This is a genomic window from Kitasatospora sp. NPDC001603, from assembly GCF_040298365.1.
In the GTDB taxonomy this organism is placed as follows: domain Bacteria; phylum Actinomycetota; class Actinomycetes; order Streptomycetales; family Streptomycetaceae; genus Kitasatospora.
Genome location: NZ_JBEPAA010000009.1, coordinates 130276 through 145810, shown reverse-complemented (window position 1 = coordinate 145810; position 15535 = coordinate 130276). Strand labels below are relative to the sequence as shown.

Sequence of the window (15535 nt, the reverse complement as noted above, 5' to 3'; positions counted from 1 at the left end):
CACCGGGGCGGACCGGGCCCCGCGGGCACCCCGCGGAGTCCGGCCCGCCCCGCGAGCACCCCGCGGAGTCCGGCCCGCCCCGCGCCCGGTACCGTCGCCCGTCTCGGCGGGCCCGGCCGCGCCCCGGTTCGCCCGGTTCGCCCGAGCGGCCGGGGGTGCCCAAGCCCCGGCTGGACGGACTGCCGCGAAGGCTTTGCATACAAATTCCAAGCGTCGTATACAATTGCCGCTTCGCCGTTCGTCCACGTCACCCCAGGAGCCCGGCATGGCCTTCAACCTCCGGAACAGGCACTTCCTCAAGGAGCTCGACTTCACTCCCCAGGAGTTCCGTTTCCTGGTGGACCTCGCCGCTCAGCTCAAGGCGGCGAAGTACGCGGGCACCGAGCAGCCCCGACTGCGGGGCAAGAACATCGCGCTGATCTTCGAGAAGACCTCCACCCGGACGCGCTGCGCCTTCGAGGTCGCCGCCCACGACCAGGGCGCCACCACCACGTACCTGGACCCGTCCGGCTCGCAGATCGGCCACAAGGAGTCGATCAAGGACACCGCACGGGTGCTCGGCCGGATGTTCGACGGCATCGAGTACCGGGGCCACGGCCAGGAGGTCGTCGAGGAGCTGGCCGCCCACGCGGGCGTCCCGGTCTGGAACGGCCTGACCGACGAGTGGCACCCCACCCAGCTGCTCGCCGACGTGCTGACCATCCAGGAGCACACCGCCAAGCCGCTGCCCGAGGTGGCCCTCGCCTACCTCGGCGACGCCCGCTCCAACATGGGCAACTCGCTGCTGGTCACCGGCGCGCTGCTCGGCATGGACGTCCGGATCGTCGCGCCCCGGGCGCTCTGGCCCGCCGAGGACGTCCGCAAGGCGGCCGAGGTGCTCGCCGGGTCGACCGGCGCCCGGATCACCCTCACCGAGGACGTCGCCGCCGGGGTGGCCGGCGCCGACTTCCTCTACACCGACGTCTGGGTCTCGATGGGCGAGCCCAAGGAGGTCTGGGCCGAGCGGATCGAGCTGCTCAGGCCCTACCAGGTGTCGATGGACACCGTCCGGGCCACCGGCAACCCGGCCGTGAAGTTCCTGCACTGCCTGCCCGCCTTCCACGACCTGGGCACCGTGGTCGCGCGGCAGCTGCACGAGCTGACCGGGATGGCCGAGCTGGAGTGCACCGACGAGCTGTTCGAGTCGGACCACTCCATCGTCTTCGACCAGGCGGAGAACCGCCTGCACACCATCAAGGCCGTCCTGGTCGCCACCCTCGGGTCATAGGGATCGCCGGACGGCCCCTGGCGGCGGTCAGAGCTTCAGCTTGACGCAGGCGGCCCGGTCGCCCGCGGCGTGCGGTCCGGCCGGGGTGCCCGCGTGCAGGACCAGCGAGCGGGCCTCGCCCGGCCGGGGGTGCCAGGCCACCGAGCCGGCCGCCGAGCCGGCGCCCCGGCCGTCGGTGCGCAGCGTCAGCCGCAGCTCGTTGCGGTCGTTGGCGTAGGCGGGGTCGGTGGACGGCTGCACCGGGTCCACCGCGTGCTGGTAGTGCGGGCCGGAGGCGGCCGGGTCGGCCCCGCAGGAACCGGTGTGCAGGTGCGCCGGGAACTCGTGGTCCGGAGCGAGCCCGGACACCGTCATGGTCAGCAGGGTCTGCCCCGGCACCGAGCGGTCCACCACCACGCGGACGTGCGAGCCGTACGGCACCAGGTCGGCGGCGTGGCTGATCGCGGTCGGCGGGACGAAGGCGGACGCCGGGTCGAAGGCCGCCTCGACCACCGAGACCATCCGGGCCCCGGCGTCACCGGCGTCAGCGGCTTCACCGGAGGTCCCGGCGCCGCCGGACCCCTCGGAGAGCGGGGACGCCGGCGCGGCCTGGGCGGCCCGGGCGGGGGGAGCGGTCGCGGCGGTGGCGGCGGGCGCCAGCAGGGCGAGCGGGAGCAGGGCGGCGGCGATCGGACTGGGCATCGGCGGGCCTTCCGGGGAGCGGGCGAGCGGTACGGCGGACGCCGTGCTCAACGGCGGTCGCCACCGAACGGACACCCCCGGCACGCGCCCGGTCTTCCCGGGCCGCCCACACCGGCTCGGCCGCCCCGCCTGCGCCCGGTCCCCACCCCGGTCCCCACCCCGGTCCCCACCCCGGTCCCCGCGCCGCCGCCGCCTCGCCGGAGCCCCGGTCCCCGCCCCGCGAACACCGCTGGACACCCGGCCTTGGGGGCCGCGTCACGAGGGGTTCGGAAGAGATGTGCCGGGCGCGGGCAGCGTGGAGGTGGTGCCGACGTGGCGGACGCGCCGCCATGCACTATGGTTTATCTCGACATCGAGATAACTGCCCATTACTCTATATCTCGACATCAAGATACTTGCCGAGAGGCGCTCACCGGCGGTGCGGGCAAGGTCAGCCTAAGTAAGGCTGACCTTACCACCGTGGCGGCCGGATACCGCACGAAGCACCTAGAAGGAGTCAGTCGTGTCCGCGAACAGCTTCGACGCCCGCAGCTCGCTGCAGGTGGGCGACGAGTCGTACGAGATCTTCAAGCTCTCCGCCGTCGAGGGTTCCGAGCGGCTGCCCTACAGCCTCAAGGTGCTGCTGGAGAACCTGCTCCGCACGGAGGACGGCGCGAACATCACCGCCGACCACATCCGCGCGCTCGGCAACTGGGACGCCGACGCCCAGCCGAGCCAGGAGATCCAGTTCACTCCGGCCCGAGTGATCATGCAGGACTTCACCGGCGTGCCGTGCGTGGTCGACCTCGCCACCATGCGTGAGGCCGTCAAGGAGCTGGGCGGCGACCCGGCCAAGATCAACCCGCTGGCCCCGGCCGAGCTGGTCATCGACCACTCCGTCATCGCCGACAAGTTCGGCACCCCGGACGCCTTCGTCCAGAACGTCGAGATCGAGTACGGCCGCAACAAGGAGCGCTACCAGTTCCTGCGCTGGGGCCAGACCGCGTTCGACGAGTTCAAGGTCGTCCCGCCCGGCACCGGCATCGTCCACCAGGTGAACATCGAGCACCTGGCCCGCACCATCATGGTCCGGGGCGGCCAGGCCTACCCCGACACCTGCGTCGGCACCGACTCGCACACCACCATGGTCAACGGCCTGGGCGTGCTGGGCTGGGGCGTCGGCGGCATCGAGGCCGAGGCCGCGATGCTCGGCCAGCCGGTCTCCATGCTGATCCCGCGCGTGGTCGGCTTCAAGCTCAACGGCCAGCTGCCGGCCGGCACCACCGCCACCGACCTGGTGCTCACCATCACCGAGATGCTGCGCAAGCACGGTGTGGTCGGCAAGTTCGTCGAGTTCTACGGCGAGGGCGTCACCGCGATCCCGCTGGCCAACCGCGCCACCATCGGCAACATGTCGCCGGAGTTCGGCTCGACCTGCGCGATCTTCCCGATCGACGCCGAGACCATCAACTACCTCAAGCTCACCGGCCGCAGCGAGCAGCAGCTCGCGCTGGTCGAGGCGTACGCCAAGGAGCAGGGCCTCTGGCACGACCCGTCGGTCGAGCCGGTCTACTCCGAGTACCTGGAGCTGGACGTCTCCACCGTCGTCCCGTCGATCTCCGGCCCGAAGCGCCCGCAGGACCGCGTGATCCTGGCCGAGGCCGCCGACAAGTTCGCCGAGGCGCTGCCGACCTACTCGGCCGAGGCCTCGAAGCCGACCGCGGTGACCGCCCCCGACGGTTCGAGCTACGAGATCGACAACGGCGCGGTCGTGATCGCCTCGATCACCTCCTGCACCAACACCTCCAACCCCTCCGTCATGCTGGGCGCCGCCCTGCTGGCGAAGAAGGCCGTGGAGCGTGGCCTGACGGTCAAGCCGTGGGTCAAGACCACCCTGGCCCCCGGGTCCAAGGTCGTCATGGACTACTACGAGAAGGCCGGCCTGCTCCCGTACATGGAGAAGCTGGGCTTCAACCTGGTCGGCTACGGCTGCGTCACCTGCATCGGCAACTCGGGCCCGCTGCCCGAGGAGGTCTCGGCCGCGGTCAACGAGTCCGACCTGGCCGTCGTCTCGGTGCTCTCCGGCAACCGCAACTTCGAGGGCCGGATCAACCCCGACGTCAAGATGAACTACCTGGCCTCCCCGCCGCTGGTGGTCGCCTACGCCCTCGCGGGCAACATGAACGTCGACATCACCCGCGACGCGCTGGGCCAGGACGCCGACGGCAACGACGTCTTCCTCGCCGACATCTGGCCGTCGGAGCAGGAGGTCGCCGACACCGTCGCCGGCTCCATCGACGAGGCCATGTTCGACAAGGGCTACCAGGACGTCTTCGCCGGTGACCACCGCTGGCAGTCGCTCCCGGTCCCGACCGGCAACACCTTCGAGTGGGACGCCGAGTCCACCTACGTCCGCAAGCCCCCGTACTTCGAGGGCATGGCCAAGACCCCGAGCCCGGTGACCGACATCGCCGGCGCCCGCGTCCTGGCCAAGCTGGGCGACTCGGTCACCACCGACCACATCTCCCCGGCCGGCAACATCAAGCCGGGCACCCCGGCGGCGCAGTACCTGACCGCCAACGGTGTGGAGAAGCGCGACTTCAACTCGTACGGCTCGCGCCGCGGCAACCACGAGGTGATGATCCGCGGCACCTTCGCCAACATCCGCCTGCGCAACCAGATCGCGCCGGGCACCGAGGGCGGCTACACCCGCGACTTCACCCAGGCCGACGCGCCGGTGTCGTTCATCTACGACGCCTCGCAGAACTACCAGGCCGCCGGCATCCCGCTGGTCGTCCTGGCCGGCAAGGAGTACGGCTCGGGCTCGTCCCGCGACTGGGCCGCCAAGGGCACCGCGCTGCTGGGCGTGAAGGCCGTCATCGCCGAGTCCTACGAGCGCATCCACCGCTCCAACCTGATCGGCATGGGCGTCCTGCCGCTGCAGTTCCCGGAGGGCCAGAACGCCGAGTCCCTCGGTCTGACCGGCGAGGAGACCTTCTCCTTCACCGGTGTGACCGAGCTCAACGAGGGCCGCACCCCGGCCACCGTCAAGGTCACGGCCGTCGGCGCGGACGGGAGCAGCAAGGAGTTCGACGCGGTCGTGCGCATCGACACCCCCGGCGAGGCGGACTACTACCGCAACGGCGGCATCCTGCAGTACGTGCTGCGCAGCCTGATCGGCTGAGCACCGCACGGGCGGCGGGGCTGAGCGGGGAAGAACGGCTCCGCCGGTAAAGAGGCAGTCAAGAGGCCGGATCGCGTCAACGCGGTCCGGCCCCTTGTATGTCCGGCCCGAATGGACTAAACCTCTGTTTCAGCTTGGTCCAGACCATTTGACGCTGAATCAGAGAAAGCCGCAGGTCTTCTCCCATGCGCATGATCAGTCGCACCGCCGCCCTCATCGCCGCCGCCACGGTGGCCGCCGCCCTCGCGGCCCCCACGGCCCAGGCCCACGACCGTGACCACGGCCCGAAGCTGAAGGGGCAGCGGGTCGGCTACTTCACCCAGTGGGGCGCCGACAGCTCCGCGAAGCGGGTGCAGGAGTCCGGTCAGGCCGAGAAGCTCACCGTCATCAACTACGCCTTCGGCAACGTCTCCGCCGAGGGCACCTGCTTCGAGTCCAACGAGGCCGGCCAGGGCGACGCCCTGAACGACTACCAGCGCCCGTTCTCCGCTGCCGACTCGGTGGACGGCGTCGCCGACCGCCCGGGCCAGAAGCTCAAGGGCCACTTCAACCAGCTGCGCAAGCTCAAGGCCGAGAATCCGCAGCTCAAGACGGTGATCTCGCTCGGCGGGTGGAGCTGGTCCAAGTACTTCTCGGACGCCGCCGCCACCGAGGAGTCCCGCCGGAAGTTCGTCTCCTCCTGCGTCGACCTGTACATCAAGGGCAACCTGCCCCAGCTCGGCACCGCCGAGGGCGGCAAGGGCGTCGCGGCCGGCGTCTTCGACGGCATCGACCTCGACTGGGAGTACCCGGGCGGCGGCGGTGACGCCGGCAACGTGGTGCGCCCCGAGGACGGCCGCAACTTCACCCTGCTGGTGCAGGAGTTCCGTCGCCAGCTGGACCAGCTCAGCGGCCGCAGGGGGCCGCACTACCTGCTGACCGCCGCGGTGGCCGCCAACGAGACCGTCGCCGCCCGGCTGGACCTGCCGGCGCTCTCGCGCTCGATGGACTGGCTCAACCTGATGACCTACGACCTGCACGGCCCGTGGGAGGGCACCGGCCCGGCCGCCCACCACGCCAACCTGTACTCCGACCCCAAGGACCCGTCGCCGCTGCAGCGCAGTGCGGACAAGGCGGTCGACTACTACACCCAGCACGGCCTGCCGGGCTCCAAGACCGTGCTCGGCGTGCCGTTCTACGCCCACGGCTGGACCGGGGTGGCGGCCGGAAAGCAGGGCGGCCTGTACCAGCCGGCCACCGCGGCCACCGCCGACTTCACCTACAACGAGGTCTCCCGGCTGCCCGGCAAGGTCTACACCGACCGTGACCACGGCGCGTCCTGGAAGTACGACGGCACCAACTTCTACAGCTACGACAACGCCGAGGTGCTCACCCAGAAGGCCCGCTACACCCGGTGGAACGACCTGGCCGGGGTGATGGTCTGGTCGCTGGACGGCGACGACGCCGACGGCAGCGCGCTCGCCGCCCTGGACCGCGGCCTCCAGCGCGGCTGACCGCTCCCGACGCGGGACCCCTGCACGGCCGGCCTCCGACGCGGGACCCCTGCACGGCCGGCCTCCGACGCGGGACCCCTGCACGGCCGGCCTCCGACGCGGAACCCCCAACGCGGAACCCCCGACCCGGAATCCCCGTACACCGGCCCCCGACGCGGGAGCCCCCGCCGCGCGCACGCGCGGCGGGGGCTCCCGGGGGACGGACCGTCGTGCCTCAGACGCCGTCGCAGGCCCGCGCCCGCAGGGCCCGGGCCAGGTCGTCCCGGCGCTCCAGCACCAGCCGGCGCAGCGCCGGCGCCGCCTCCGGGTGGCCGGCCAGCCAGGCGTCCGCCTCGGCCAGCGTCTCCTCGCCGACCTGGGCGTGCGGGAAGAAGCCGCCGACGATCCGCATCGCGATCTCGATGGTCCGCTCCGACCAGATCCGCTCCAGCAGCTTGAAGTACGGCGCCGCGTAGAGCGCGGTCAGGTCGCGGTGCGCGGGCAGCGCGAAGCCGGCGATGTTGGCCTCGACCAGCGCGTTGGGCAGCTCCTCCGAGTCGATCACGGCGGACCAGGCGGCGGCCTTGGCCTCCGGGGTCGGCCGGGCGGCCAGGCACTGGGTGTACTGGCGCTTGCCGCTCGCGGTGTTGTCGGCCGTCAGCTCCCCGGCCAGCTCCTCGTCCGAGGCCTGGCCGGCCGCGGCCAGCGCCAGCCAGAGCGCCCAGCGCAGCTCCTGGTCGACGTCCAGGCCGTCGATCCGGGCGGTGCCGGCCAGCAGGCCGCGGACCAGGCCCAGGTGCTCGGAGCCGTTCGCGGTCTGCGCCAGGAAGCGGGCCCAGGCCAGCTGGTGGTCGCTGCCGGGGGCGGCGGCGCGCAGCTCGCGCAGCGCGCCGTCGGCCAGCAGCCGGCCGCCCTCGCCGCGCCAGGCCGGGTCGGCGTAGAGGTCGACGGCGCCCTTGGCCTGGAGGTGCAGCGACTGCAGCACGCCGATGTTGGCCTCCCGCCCGGCGAAGCGCAGCACCAGGGCGATGTAGTCGCGGGCCGGCATCAGGCCGTCCCGGGTCAGGTTCCACACGGCGGACCAGGCGAGCGCCCGGGCCAGGTCGTCGTCGAGGTCGCCGAGGCCGCTGCGCAGCGTCTCCAGCGACTCGGCGTCGAAGCGGATCTTGCAGTAGGTCAGGTCGTCGTCGTTCAGCAGCACCAGGGCGGGCCGGGGCCGGCCGGCGGCCTCGGTGACGACGGTGCGGGCGCCGGTGACGTCCAGCTCGATCCGGTCGGTGCGCACCAGCGCGCCCTCGGCGTCCCGGTCGTAGAGGCCGACGGCGATCCGGTGCGGGCGCAGGGTGCTGCCGTTGCCGGCGTCCTGGAGGACGGCGAGCTCGGTGATCCGGCCCTCGGCGTCCACGGTGAGCTGCGGGGTCAGCGAGTTGACGCCGGCGGTCTGCAGCCAGGCGGCGGCCCAGGACTTGAGGTCGCGGCCGCTGGTCTCCTCCAGGATGTCCAGCAGGTCGGCGAGTTCGGTGTTGCCGAAGGCGTGCCGCTTGAAGTAGCGGCGGGCGCCCTCGAAGAAGGCCTCCGAACCGACGTACGCCACCAGCTGCTTGAGCACCGAGGCGCCCTTGGCGTAGGTGATGCCGTCGAAGTTGAGCTTGGCGTCCTCCAGGTCCCGGATGTCCGCGGTGATCGGGTGCGTGGTCGGGAACTGGTCCTGGCGGTAGGCCCAGGCCTTGCGCTGGTTGGCGAAGGTGATCCAGGCGGAGGAGTACCGGGTGCGGGCGCCGATCAGCGCGTAGGAGCCCATGAAGTCGGCGAAGGACTCCTTCAGCCACAGGTCGTCCCACCAGCGCATGGTGACCAGGTCGCCGAACCACATGTGCGCCATCTCGTGCAGGATGACGTTGGCCCGGCCCTCGTAGGCGGCGTCGGTGACCTTCGAGCGGAAGATGAACTCCTCGCGGAAGGTGACGCAGCCCGGGTTCTCCATCGCGCCGATGTTGTACTCGGGGACGAAGGACTGGTCGTACTTGCCGAAGGGGTACGGGTAGTCGAACTCCTCGTGGAAGAAGTCGAGTCCGAGTTTGGTGACGCCGAGGATCTCGTCGGAGTCGAAGTAGGGCGCGAGCGACTTGCGGCACAGCGCGGCGAGCGGGATCTCCAGGGTGGTGCCGTCGGCCAGCGTGCGGCTGTAGTGGTCGGTGGCCACGTGGTACGGGCCGGCCACGACGGCGGTGAGGTAGGTGGAGATCGGCTGCGTCGGCGCGAACCGCCAGGTGCGGGCGGCGCCGTCGTCGGTCACCTGCTCGTGCACGGCGTTGGACCGGACGTCCCAGGCGGCGGGCGCGGTGACGGTGAAGGAGAACGGGGCCTTCAGGTCGGGCTGCTCGAAGGTGGCGAACACCCGGCGGGCGTCGGCCGGCTCGTAGTGGGTGTAGAGGTAGGTCTCGCCGTCCACCGGGTCGGTGAAGCGGTGCAGGCCCTCGCCGGTGCGGCTGTACGCGCAGTCGGCGTCCACCACCAGGACGTTCTCCGCGGCGAGGCCGTCGACGTGCACCCGGGCGCCGTCGAAGGCGGTGGCCGGGTCGAGCGCGCGGCCGTTCAGGGTGACGGCGCGGACGGCGCTCGCCAGCAGGTCGAGGAAGGTCGAGGCGCCCGGCTCGTCGCACCGGAAGGCGATCGTGGTGGTGGAGCGGAAGGTGGCGGCCGCCGGGTCGGGGGCCGAGGTCACGTCCAGCCGGACCTGGTAGCTGTCCACGGCCAGGATGCTGGCCCGGTGCTGGGCTTCGTCGCGGCTCAGGTTCTTGCCCGGCACGGCGGTACTCCTTTGTCCGGCTCGCACGGTGGTGCGGTCTCAACTGGTGCGGTGGGTGCTGCGCGTCGTGGTGCTGCTGCGGGGCATCCTTTCACGCCGCCCGCGCCGGTACCATTGCACAAACCGGGGCGCCGGTACGGAATCAGCGGCGCCGCGCGGGCGTTCGGGATCGGGTGGGCCCCGTGCCGGGGACCGCCCCGCATCTCACCGAAGGACGACAGCCGTGACGACTGCCGCTGAGCGCAAGACCGCCGACTTCTGGTTCGACCCGGCCTGCCCGTGGGCCTGGATGACGTCCCGCTGGCTGATCGAGGTCCAGCAGCTGCGCCCGGTGGACGTGAACTGGCACGTGATGAGCCTGTCCGTGCTGAACGAGCACCGTGACCTCCCGCAGGACTACCGCGAGCTGCTGGACAGCGCCTGGGGTCCGGTCCGGGTCTGCATCGCCGCCGCCCAGCAGCACGGCGACGAGGTGCTCGGCCGGCTCTACACCGAGCTGGGCACCCGCTTCCACAACCAGGGCCTGCCCCGGACCCGCGAGACCGTCGAGGCGGCGCTGGTCGCGGCGGGCCTGCCGGCCGGGCTGGCGGACGCCGCCGACACGGACGCGTACGACGAGGCCCTGCGCGCCTCGCACAAGGAGGGCATCACCCTGGTCGGCGAGGACGTCGGCACCCCGGTGATCGCGGTCGAGGGCGCGGACGGCGAGCGGGTGGCCTTCTTCGGCCCGGTGGTCACCCCGGCCCCGCGCGGCGAGGCCGCCGCCCGGCTCTGGGACGGCACCCTGCTGGTCGCGTCGACCCCGGGCTTCTACGAGATCAAGCGCACCCGTACCGCGGGTCCGTCCTTCGAGTAGCGGACGGCCCGCCCGCACCGGCGGGCGCCACGCGCGAGGGCCCGGTACCGCCGAGGAGCGGTACCGGGCCCTCGCGCGCGCGGCGGGACCTGTCGGACAAGCCCTAGCGGGCGGCCGCGGCGTCCCGGCGCTGCTTGAGCAGGCCGGCCCCGATCAGCAGCGCGACGAGCACGCCGGCCGCGTACAGCTGCTGCCGGTTGCCCTCGGTGGTGGTCATGAGCGCCAGGATGCCGACCACGGCGGCCATCGCCACCCAGGTCAGGTACGGGAAGCCCCACATCCGGACGGTGAGCAGCTCGGGCGTCTCGCGCTCCAGCCGGCGGCGCATCCGCAGCTGGACGACGCAGATGAAGAACCAGACCACCAGGATGGCGACGCCGGTGGTGTTCATCAGCCAGGTGAAGACGGTGTCGGGCCAGAACTTGGAGGCCAGCACGGCGCCGAAGCCGAACAGGCAGGAGGCGACCACGGCCAGTCGCGGCACCCCGCCGCTGACCCTGGCCAGCGCCTTCGGGCCCTGGCCGCGGGAGACCAGCGAGTACGCCATCCGGGAGGAGCCGTAGATGTTGGCGTTCATCGCGGAGAGCAGGGCGATCAGCACCACGGCCTCCATGATGGTGCCGGCGCCGGGCACGCCCAGGTGCTGCAGGACGGTCACGTAGGGGCCGTTCTCGACGACCGACGGGTCCTTCCAGGAGACCAGCGTGACGACCAGGGCCATCGAGCCGATGTAGAAGATCGCGATGCGCCAGACCGCCGTGCGCACCGCGTTGGCGACGTTGCGCTTGGGGTCGTCGGACTCGGCGGCGGCGATGGTGACGGTCTCCAGGCCTCCGTAGGCGAAGACCGAGGCGAGCAGGCCGACGATCAGGCCGCTGACGCCGGTGGGCAGGAAGCCGCCCTGGCCGGTGAGGTTCGTGGCGCCGGGAGCGCCGGGGCCGAGCACCCCGGTGACGCCCAGCGTGCCGATCACCAGGAAGGCGACGATCGCGGCGACCTTGATGGTGGCGAACCAGAACTCGAACTCGCCGAAGTTCTTCACCGCGGTGAGGTTGCTGGCGCAGAAGAAGACCATGAAGAGGCCGACCCAGACCCAGGCGGAGACGCCGGGGACCCAGCCGTTGACGATCTTGCCGGCGGCGGTGGCCTCGGCCGCGACGCCGCAGCAGAGCATCACCCAGTACATCCAGCCGGCGGTGATCCCGGCCCACGGGCCGATCTCCTTCTCCGCGTGCACCGAGAACGAGCCGGAGGCCGGGCGGGCCGCCGACATCTCGCCGAGCATCCGCATGATCAGCATGACCAGCAGGCCGGAGAGGGTGAACGCCAGGATGATGGCTGGTCCGGCCGCCGCGATGCCCGCCCCGGAACCGACGAAGAGGCCGGCGCCGATGACCCCGCCGAGCGCGATCATCGAGAGGTGGCGCTGCTTCAGGCCGTGCGAGAGCTGCTGCCCGCCGGCCGGTGCTTCGGCGGTGGAGGTCGTCCCGGGCGCCGTGGGCGCGGAGGTACGGGCCATGAGGTGGGAATCCAGACTGTTCGGAATGCGGTGCGAATGGCCCAATATCCGGGGGCACCGCTGTCCATGCCAAGAATGACGCGCCCGGGCTCACGATACGGACCGGATCGTGACGGTATTCGGCCGGATCGCTCACGGTCCGTGGCCGCGAGGGGGACGGATCCGACAATCACGGCCGCCGGGGCTTTGTCCGGTTCCCTGACGGTGCCGGCGGCGATCACCACGTAGGTTCACAGGTGTTCACTCACCTGATCATCCGATCGCCGACCGTCCCCGTGCGGAGGAAACCCCGATGGCCACTGCCACCACCCCGACTGCCACCACGTCGATACTGAGCCGCGGCGTCCTCGCCGACCTGCTGCCCGCCGCGTCCGGCCGGTTCGGCGCCCAGGCCCGCGACCTCGTCCTGGTGACCGGCGGCGCCGCCCTCACCGGTCTGGCCGCCCAGTTCTCGGTGACCGTCCACGGCTCCCCGGTGCCGGTCACCGGCCAGACCTTCGCCGCGCTGCTGGTCGGCACCGCGCTCGGCGCCCGTCGCGGGATCGCCTCGCTCGGCCTCTACCTGCTGGCCGGCATGGCGGGCCTGCCCTGGTTCGCCGAGGGCGCCTCCGGCTGGTCGATCCCCACCCTCGGCTACATGATCGGCTTCGTCCTGGCCGCCGCCCTCACCGGCGCGCTGGCCCGCCGGGGCGCCGACCGCACCCCGCTGAACACCGCCGCCACGATGGCGCTCGGCACCCTCGCCATCTACGCCGTCGGCGTGCCGTACCTCGCCTTCTCGCTGGGTGTCCCGCTGTCCCGCGCCGCCGAGCTCGGCCTCTACCCGTACCTGGTCGGCGACGCGCTGAAGGCCGTCCTCGCGGCCGGCGTCCTGCCGCTCGCCTGGAAGCTGCTCGGCAGGCGCTGACCGGTCCGCTCCCGGGCCGGGCGCCCCGCGGGCCCGCTCGGCCGCCCCCTGCGCGGCCCGGGTGCGCGCACGTGCCACACTCATGGCATGCGCGTGTACCTGGGCTCGGACCATGCCGGATACGAACTGAAGAACCACCTCGTGGAGTGGCTCAAGGAGGCCGGCCACGAGCCGGTCGACTGCGGGCCGCACATCTACGACGCGGCCGACGACTACCCCCCGTTCTGCCTGCGCGCCGCCGAGCGCACCGCGGCGGACCCGGAGGCGCTGGGCGTCGTGATCGGCGGTTCGGGCAACGGCGAGGCGATCGCCGCCAACAAGGTCAAGGGCGTCCGTGCGGCGCTGGCCTGGAGCGAGCAGACCGCCTCGCTCGGCCGCGAGCACAACAACGCCAACGTGATCTCCGTCGGCGGCCGGATGCACACCCAGGAGGAGGCGACCCGCTTCGTCGAGGTCTTCCTCAACACCCCGTACAGCGGCGACGCCCGGCACACCCGCCGGATCACGATGCTGAGCGAGTACGAGGTCACCGGCGAGCTCCCGCCGATCCCGGCCCACCACCCGCAGGGCTGATCCACCCCGTCGACCACCTCCGCCGGCCGGCCGCGCTCCCCAGCGCGGCCGGCCGGCGCGTCTGCGGGCCCGCGCGCCGTCCTGTGTGATCGGCCACAGCGCCCGCCCCGCCCGTCCGGCGCGCCGACGGCGCCGCGCCCGGCGCGCGGGTGCGGCCCGCACGGTTCGTACGCCCAACCGGCGTACGCCTCCTGACGCAGCGGCCGACGCCCGCCGCGATCGGCCGAAACCCACTGGCGCGCCCGCGCCACGGCGGCGCCGCCCGCGCCCGGGCCGTCGACGCCGACCCGTACCGGTGGATATGGTCGGTCCCCATGGCTGGCAGACCGCCGGGCGAAACGCCCCAGACGACTGCGACGAGGCCCGGCGCCGCCACGGCGCCCGACCCCGTGACGGCCCGGTTGCGCAAGAAGCTCCGCCGGGTCCGCCGAAGGCTGCGCACCGCCGGTGTCGACTACTTCCGCGGCGGCGCCGCCGACTGGCCGGTGCTCTGCGTGCTGGCCCTGCTCGTCCCGCTGCTGATCCTGCTCAACATCTGGATCCCCGCCTGGGTCCCGCCCACCTCACTGGTCCTGCCGATCCTGGCCGCCGCCCTGCTGCTGCGCCCCGGCAGCCTGGTGGTGCTCTACGCGCTGGCCGCGCTCGGCCTCTCCGCCGAATCCGTAATCCACACCGGCCAGCGGGTCGCCAGCGCCGATCCGGACGCCTACACCTACGGCGTCACCCCCGGCGCCGCCCTGGTGGTCGGCGCGGCCGGGGTCGGCGGCCTGCTGCTGGCCCAGTTCCGCAGCCGGGTCGGCGTCCCCTGGTGGGGCGGTTCCACGATGCTCTTCGACCTGCGCGAGCGGCTGCGGGTGCAGAGCCGCGTCCCGGAGCTGCCGGACGGCTGGCACGCCGACATGGCGCTGCGCCCGGCCGGCGGGCAGTCCTTCTCCGGGGACTTCGTGGTCGCCGCCCGGACCGGCCCCGCCCAGCGGGTGCTGGAGGTGGTCCTGGCGGACGTCTCGGGCAAGGGCATGGACGCCGGTTCGCGGGCCCTGCTGCTCTCCGGCGCCTTCGGCGGCCTGGTCGGCTCGCTGCCCGCGCACGACTTCCTGCCCGCCGCCAACGGCTACCTGCTCCGCCAGTCCTGGGAGGAGGGCTTCGCCACCGCCGTCCACCTGGTCCTCGACCTGGACACGGGGGAGTACGAGCTCCTCTCGGCGGGCCACCTGCCCGGGATGCAGCGGCTCGCGGGCGCCGGGCGCTGGGAGATCAAGGAGACCACCGAGGGTCCGCTGCTCGGCATCTACGACGGTGCCAAGTTCGAGGGCGTGCGGGGCCGGCTCAACCGCGGCGACGTCCTGATGCTCTGCACCGACGGCATGGTCGAGGCGCCCGGCCGGGACCTCTCGGACGGGATGGACCGGCTGATGGGCGAGGCCGACCGGCTGGTCCCCGGCGGCGGTCCGGGCGCCGGCGCGGGCGCCGCCGCCCGGCTGATCGAGACGGTCGCCCGGGACATCAACGACGACCGCGCCGTCCTGCTGCTCTGGCGCGACTGACGCGTGCGTCCCCGCCGGTCCGGCCCGGGAGGCCCTGACCGGGCCGGTTCCCCCCGACGGGCGGGCGGGCGGTTCCCGGGCACATGCCGCGGGCAGCTGCTGTCAAGCCTGGGAGCTGATCTTCGGCCATTTCCGACCCGCCGTCACCGGAGCGGACCAGCCCGTTCCGGTCCGGCCCGCCGACCGTTTCCCGGCCGCTCAGCGGCGCCCCACCGACGATTCGTCAGAACGGCTCCGCTATCGTCTCGGTCGGCGGAAACTCGTCTCGCATCGCAGGATATCGGCGTTCGGCTGACAGTCAGACCTTTACGCAATCGGCACGGTCGACCACACTGAGTCCGGGCGGGACTGGTCAGGACTCGGGGGATGGGGGCGCCACATGCGGCACGACGGACACCGTCCGGCCGTACCGGACTCTCCTTCCGGCCGCGACACGTCGGACGAACTGCCGTTCCGCCTCGGGACCGTCGGACAGGCCGGGGTCCGGCTTCGCAGGGGTCAGCCGATGGCGCCCCGCTATGAAACGAGGAAGTGAGTCCGGGTGGCACTCTCCGTCTCCGCACTGGTCCTGTTCGGCGTCATCTGCTTCATCTTCATCCGCAACAAGCAACTGAAGGTCGGGCACGCGATCCTGGCCGCCCTGTTCGGCTTCATGCTCAACCAGAGCACGGCCGCCAAGCCGATCCAGGACTTCCTGAGCCAGATCGCCAAGAGCATCTCCAACATCGCCAGCTGACCCCCGGC

Annotated in this window: 11 protein-coding genes; 8 read left to right on the top strand and 3 right to left on the bottom strand. The window is 72.3% G+C overall.

What is annotated here, in order from left to right; genetic code table 11:
- Window positions 1-265: 265 nt before the first annotated feature.
- The gene (gene argF / locus ABT263_RS09190) at window positions 266-1267 is read left to right on the top strand and encodes an ornithine carbamoyltransferase (protein ID WP_352289214.1); all 1002 of its coding nucleotides are present in this window, start codon (window positions 266-268) and stop codon (window positions 1265-1267) included.
- 27 nt (window positions 1268-1294) lie between these two features.
- Here argF and ABT263_RS09185 read toward each other — a convergent pair whose 3' ends face one another.
- Window positions 1295-1948 carry a superoxide dismutase family protein gene (locus ABT263_RS09185; protein WP_352289211.1) on the bottom strand — a complete coding sequence of 218 codons (654 nt, stop codon included), beginning with the start codon at window positions 1946-1948 and terminating at the stop codon, window positions 1295-1297.
- Window positions 1949-2450: 502 nt separating this feature from the next.
- Between ABT263_RS09185 and acnA the strand changes: the two genes are divergently transcribed.
- Together acnA and ABT263_RS09175 are read left to right on the top strand one after the other, a co-directional pair.
- Window positions 2451-5111: an aconitate hydratase AcnA gene (acnA, locus tag ABT263_RS09180; protein WP_352289208.1), complete on the top strand. Its 2661-nt coding sequence runs from the start codon at window positions 2451-2453 to the stop codon at window positions 5109-5111.
- A gap of 185 nt (window positions 5112-5296) precedes the next feature.
- A complete protein-coding gene (locus ABT263_RS09175) occupies window positions 5297-6604 on the top strand; it encodes a glycoside hydrolase family 18 protein (RefSeq protein WP_352289205.1) in 1308 nt (435 codons plus the stop codon).
- A 214-nt stretch (window positions 6605-6818) separates the two neighbouring features.
- Here the strand turns inward: ABT263_RS09175 and pepN are convergent, their stop codons facing one another.
- Window positions 6819-9392: an aminopeptidase N gene (gene pepN, locus ABT263_RS09170; protein WP_352289203.1), complete on the bottom strand. Its 2574-nt coding sequence runs from the start codon at window positions 9390-9392 to the stop codon at window positions 6819-6821.
- A gap of 223 nt (window positions 9393-9615) precedes the next feature.
- Between pepN and ABT263_RS09165 the strand changes: the two genes are divergently transcribed.
- Complete coding sequence (locus tag ABT263_RS09165; protein ID WP_380393711.1) at window positions 9616-10248, top strand: mycothiol-dependent nitroreductase Rv2466c family protein; 633 nt, start codon at window positions 9616-9618, stop codon at window positions 10246-10248.
- A 103-nt stretch (window positions 10249-10351) separates the two neighbouring features.
- On the opposite strand, the gene ABT263_RS09160 is transcribed toward ABT263_RS09165, so the two are convergent.
- The gene (locus tag ABT263_RS09160; RefSeq protein ID WP_352289200.1) at window positions 10352-11767 is read right to left on the bottom strand and encodes an amino acid permease; all 1416 of its coding nucleotides are present in this window, start codon (window positions 11765-11767) and stop codon (window positions 10352-10354) included.
- Window positions 11768-12059: 292 nt separating this feature from the next.
- On the opposite strand from ABT263_RS09160, the gene ABT263_RS09155 reads away from it, so the two are divergent.
- From ABT263_RS09155 to ABT263_RS09140, 4 genes are all read left to right on the top strand, one after another.
- Window positions 12060-12674, top strand: coding sequence for a biotin transporter BioY (locus ABT263_RS09155; protein WP_329487648.1), 615 nt, complete (start codon window positions 12060-12062; stop codon window positions 12672-12674).
- A gap of 87 nt (window positions 12675-12761) precedes the next feature.
- Window positions 12762-13247, top strand: a complete 486-nt coding sequence (locus ABT263_RS09150) for a ribose-5-phosphate isomerase (protein ID WP_329487647.1) — start codon at window positions 12762-12764, stop codon at window positions 13245-13247.
- 314 nt (window positions 13248-13561) lie between these two features.
- Entirely contained in the window at window positions 13562-14791 is a 1230-nt protein-coding gene (locus ABT263_RS09145; protein WP_352289197.1) for a PP2C family protein-serine/threonine phosphatase, read from the top strand.
- A 541-nt stretch (window positions 14792-15332) separates the two neighbouring features.
- Window positions 15333-15527, top strand: a complete 195-nt coding sequence (locus tag ABT263_RS09140) for a hypothetical protein (RefSeq protein ID WP_329487645.1) — start codon at window positions 15333-15335, stop codon at window positions 15525-15527.
- The last annotated feature ends 8 nt before the right edge of the window (window positions 15528-15535 follow it).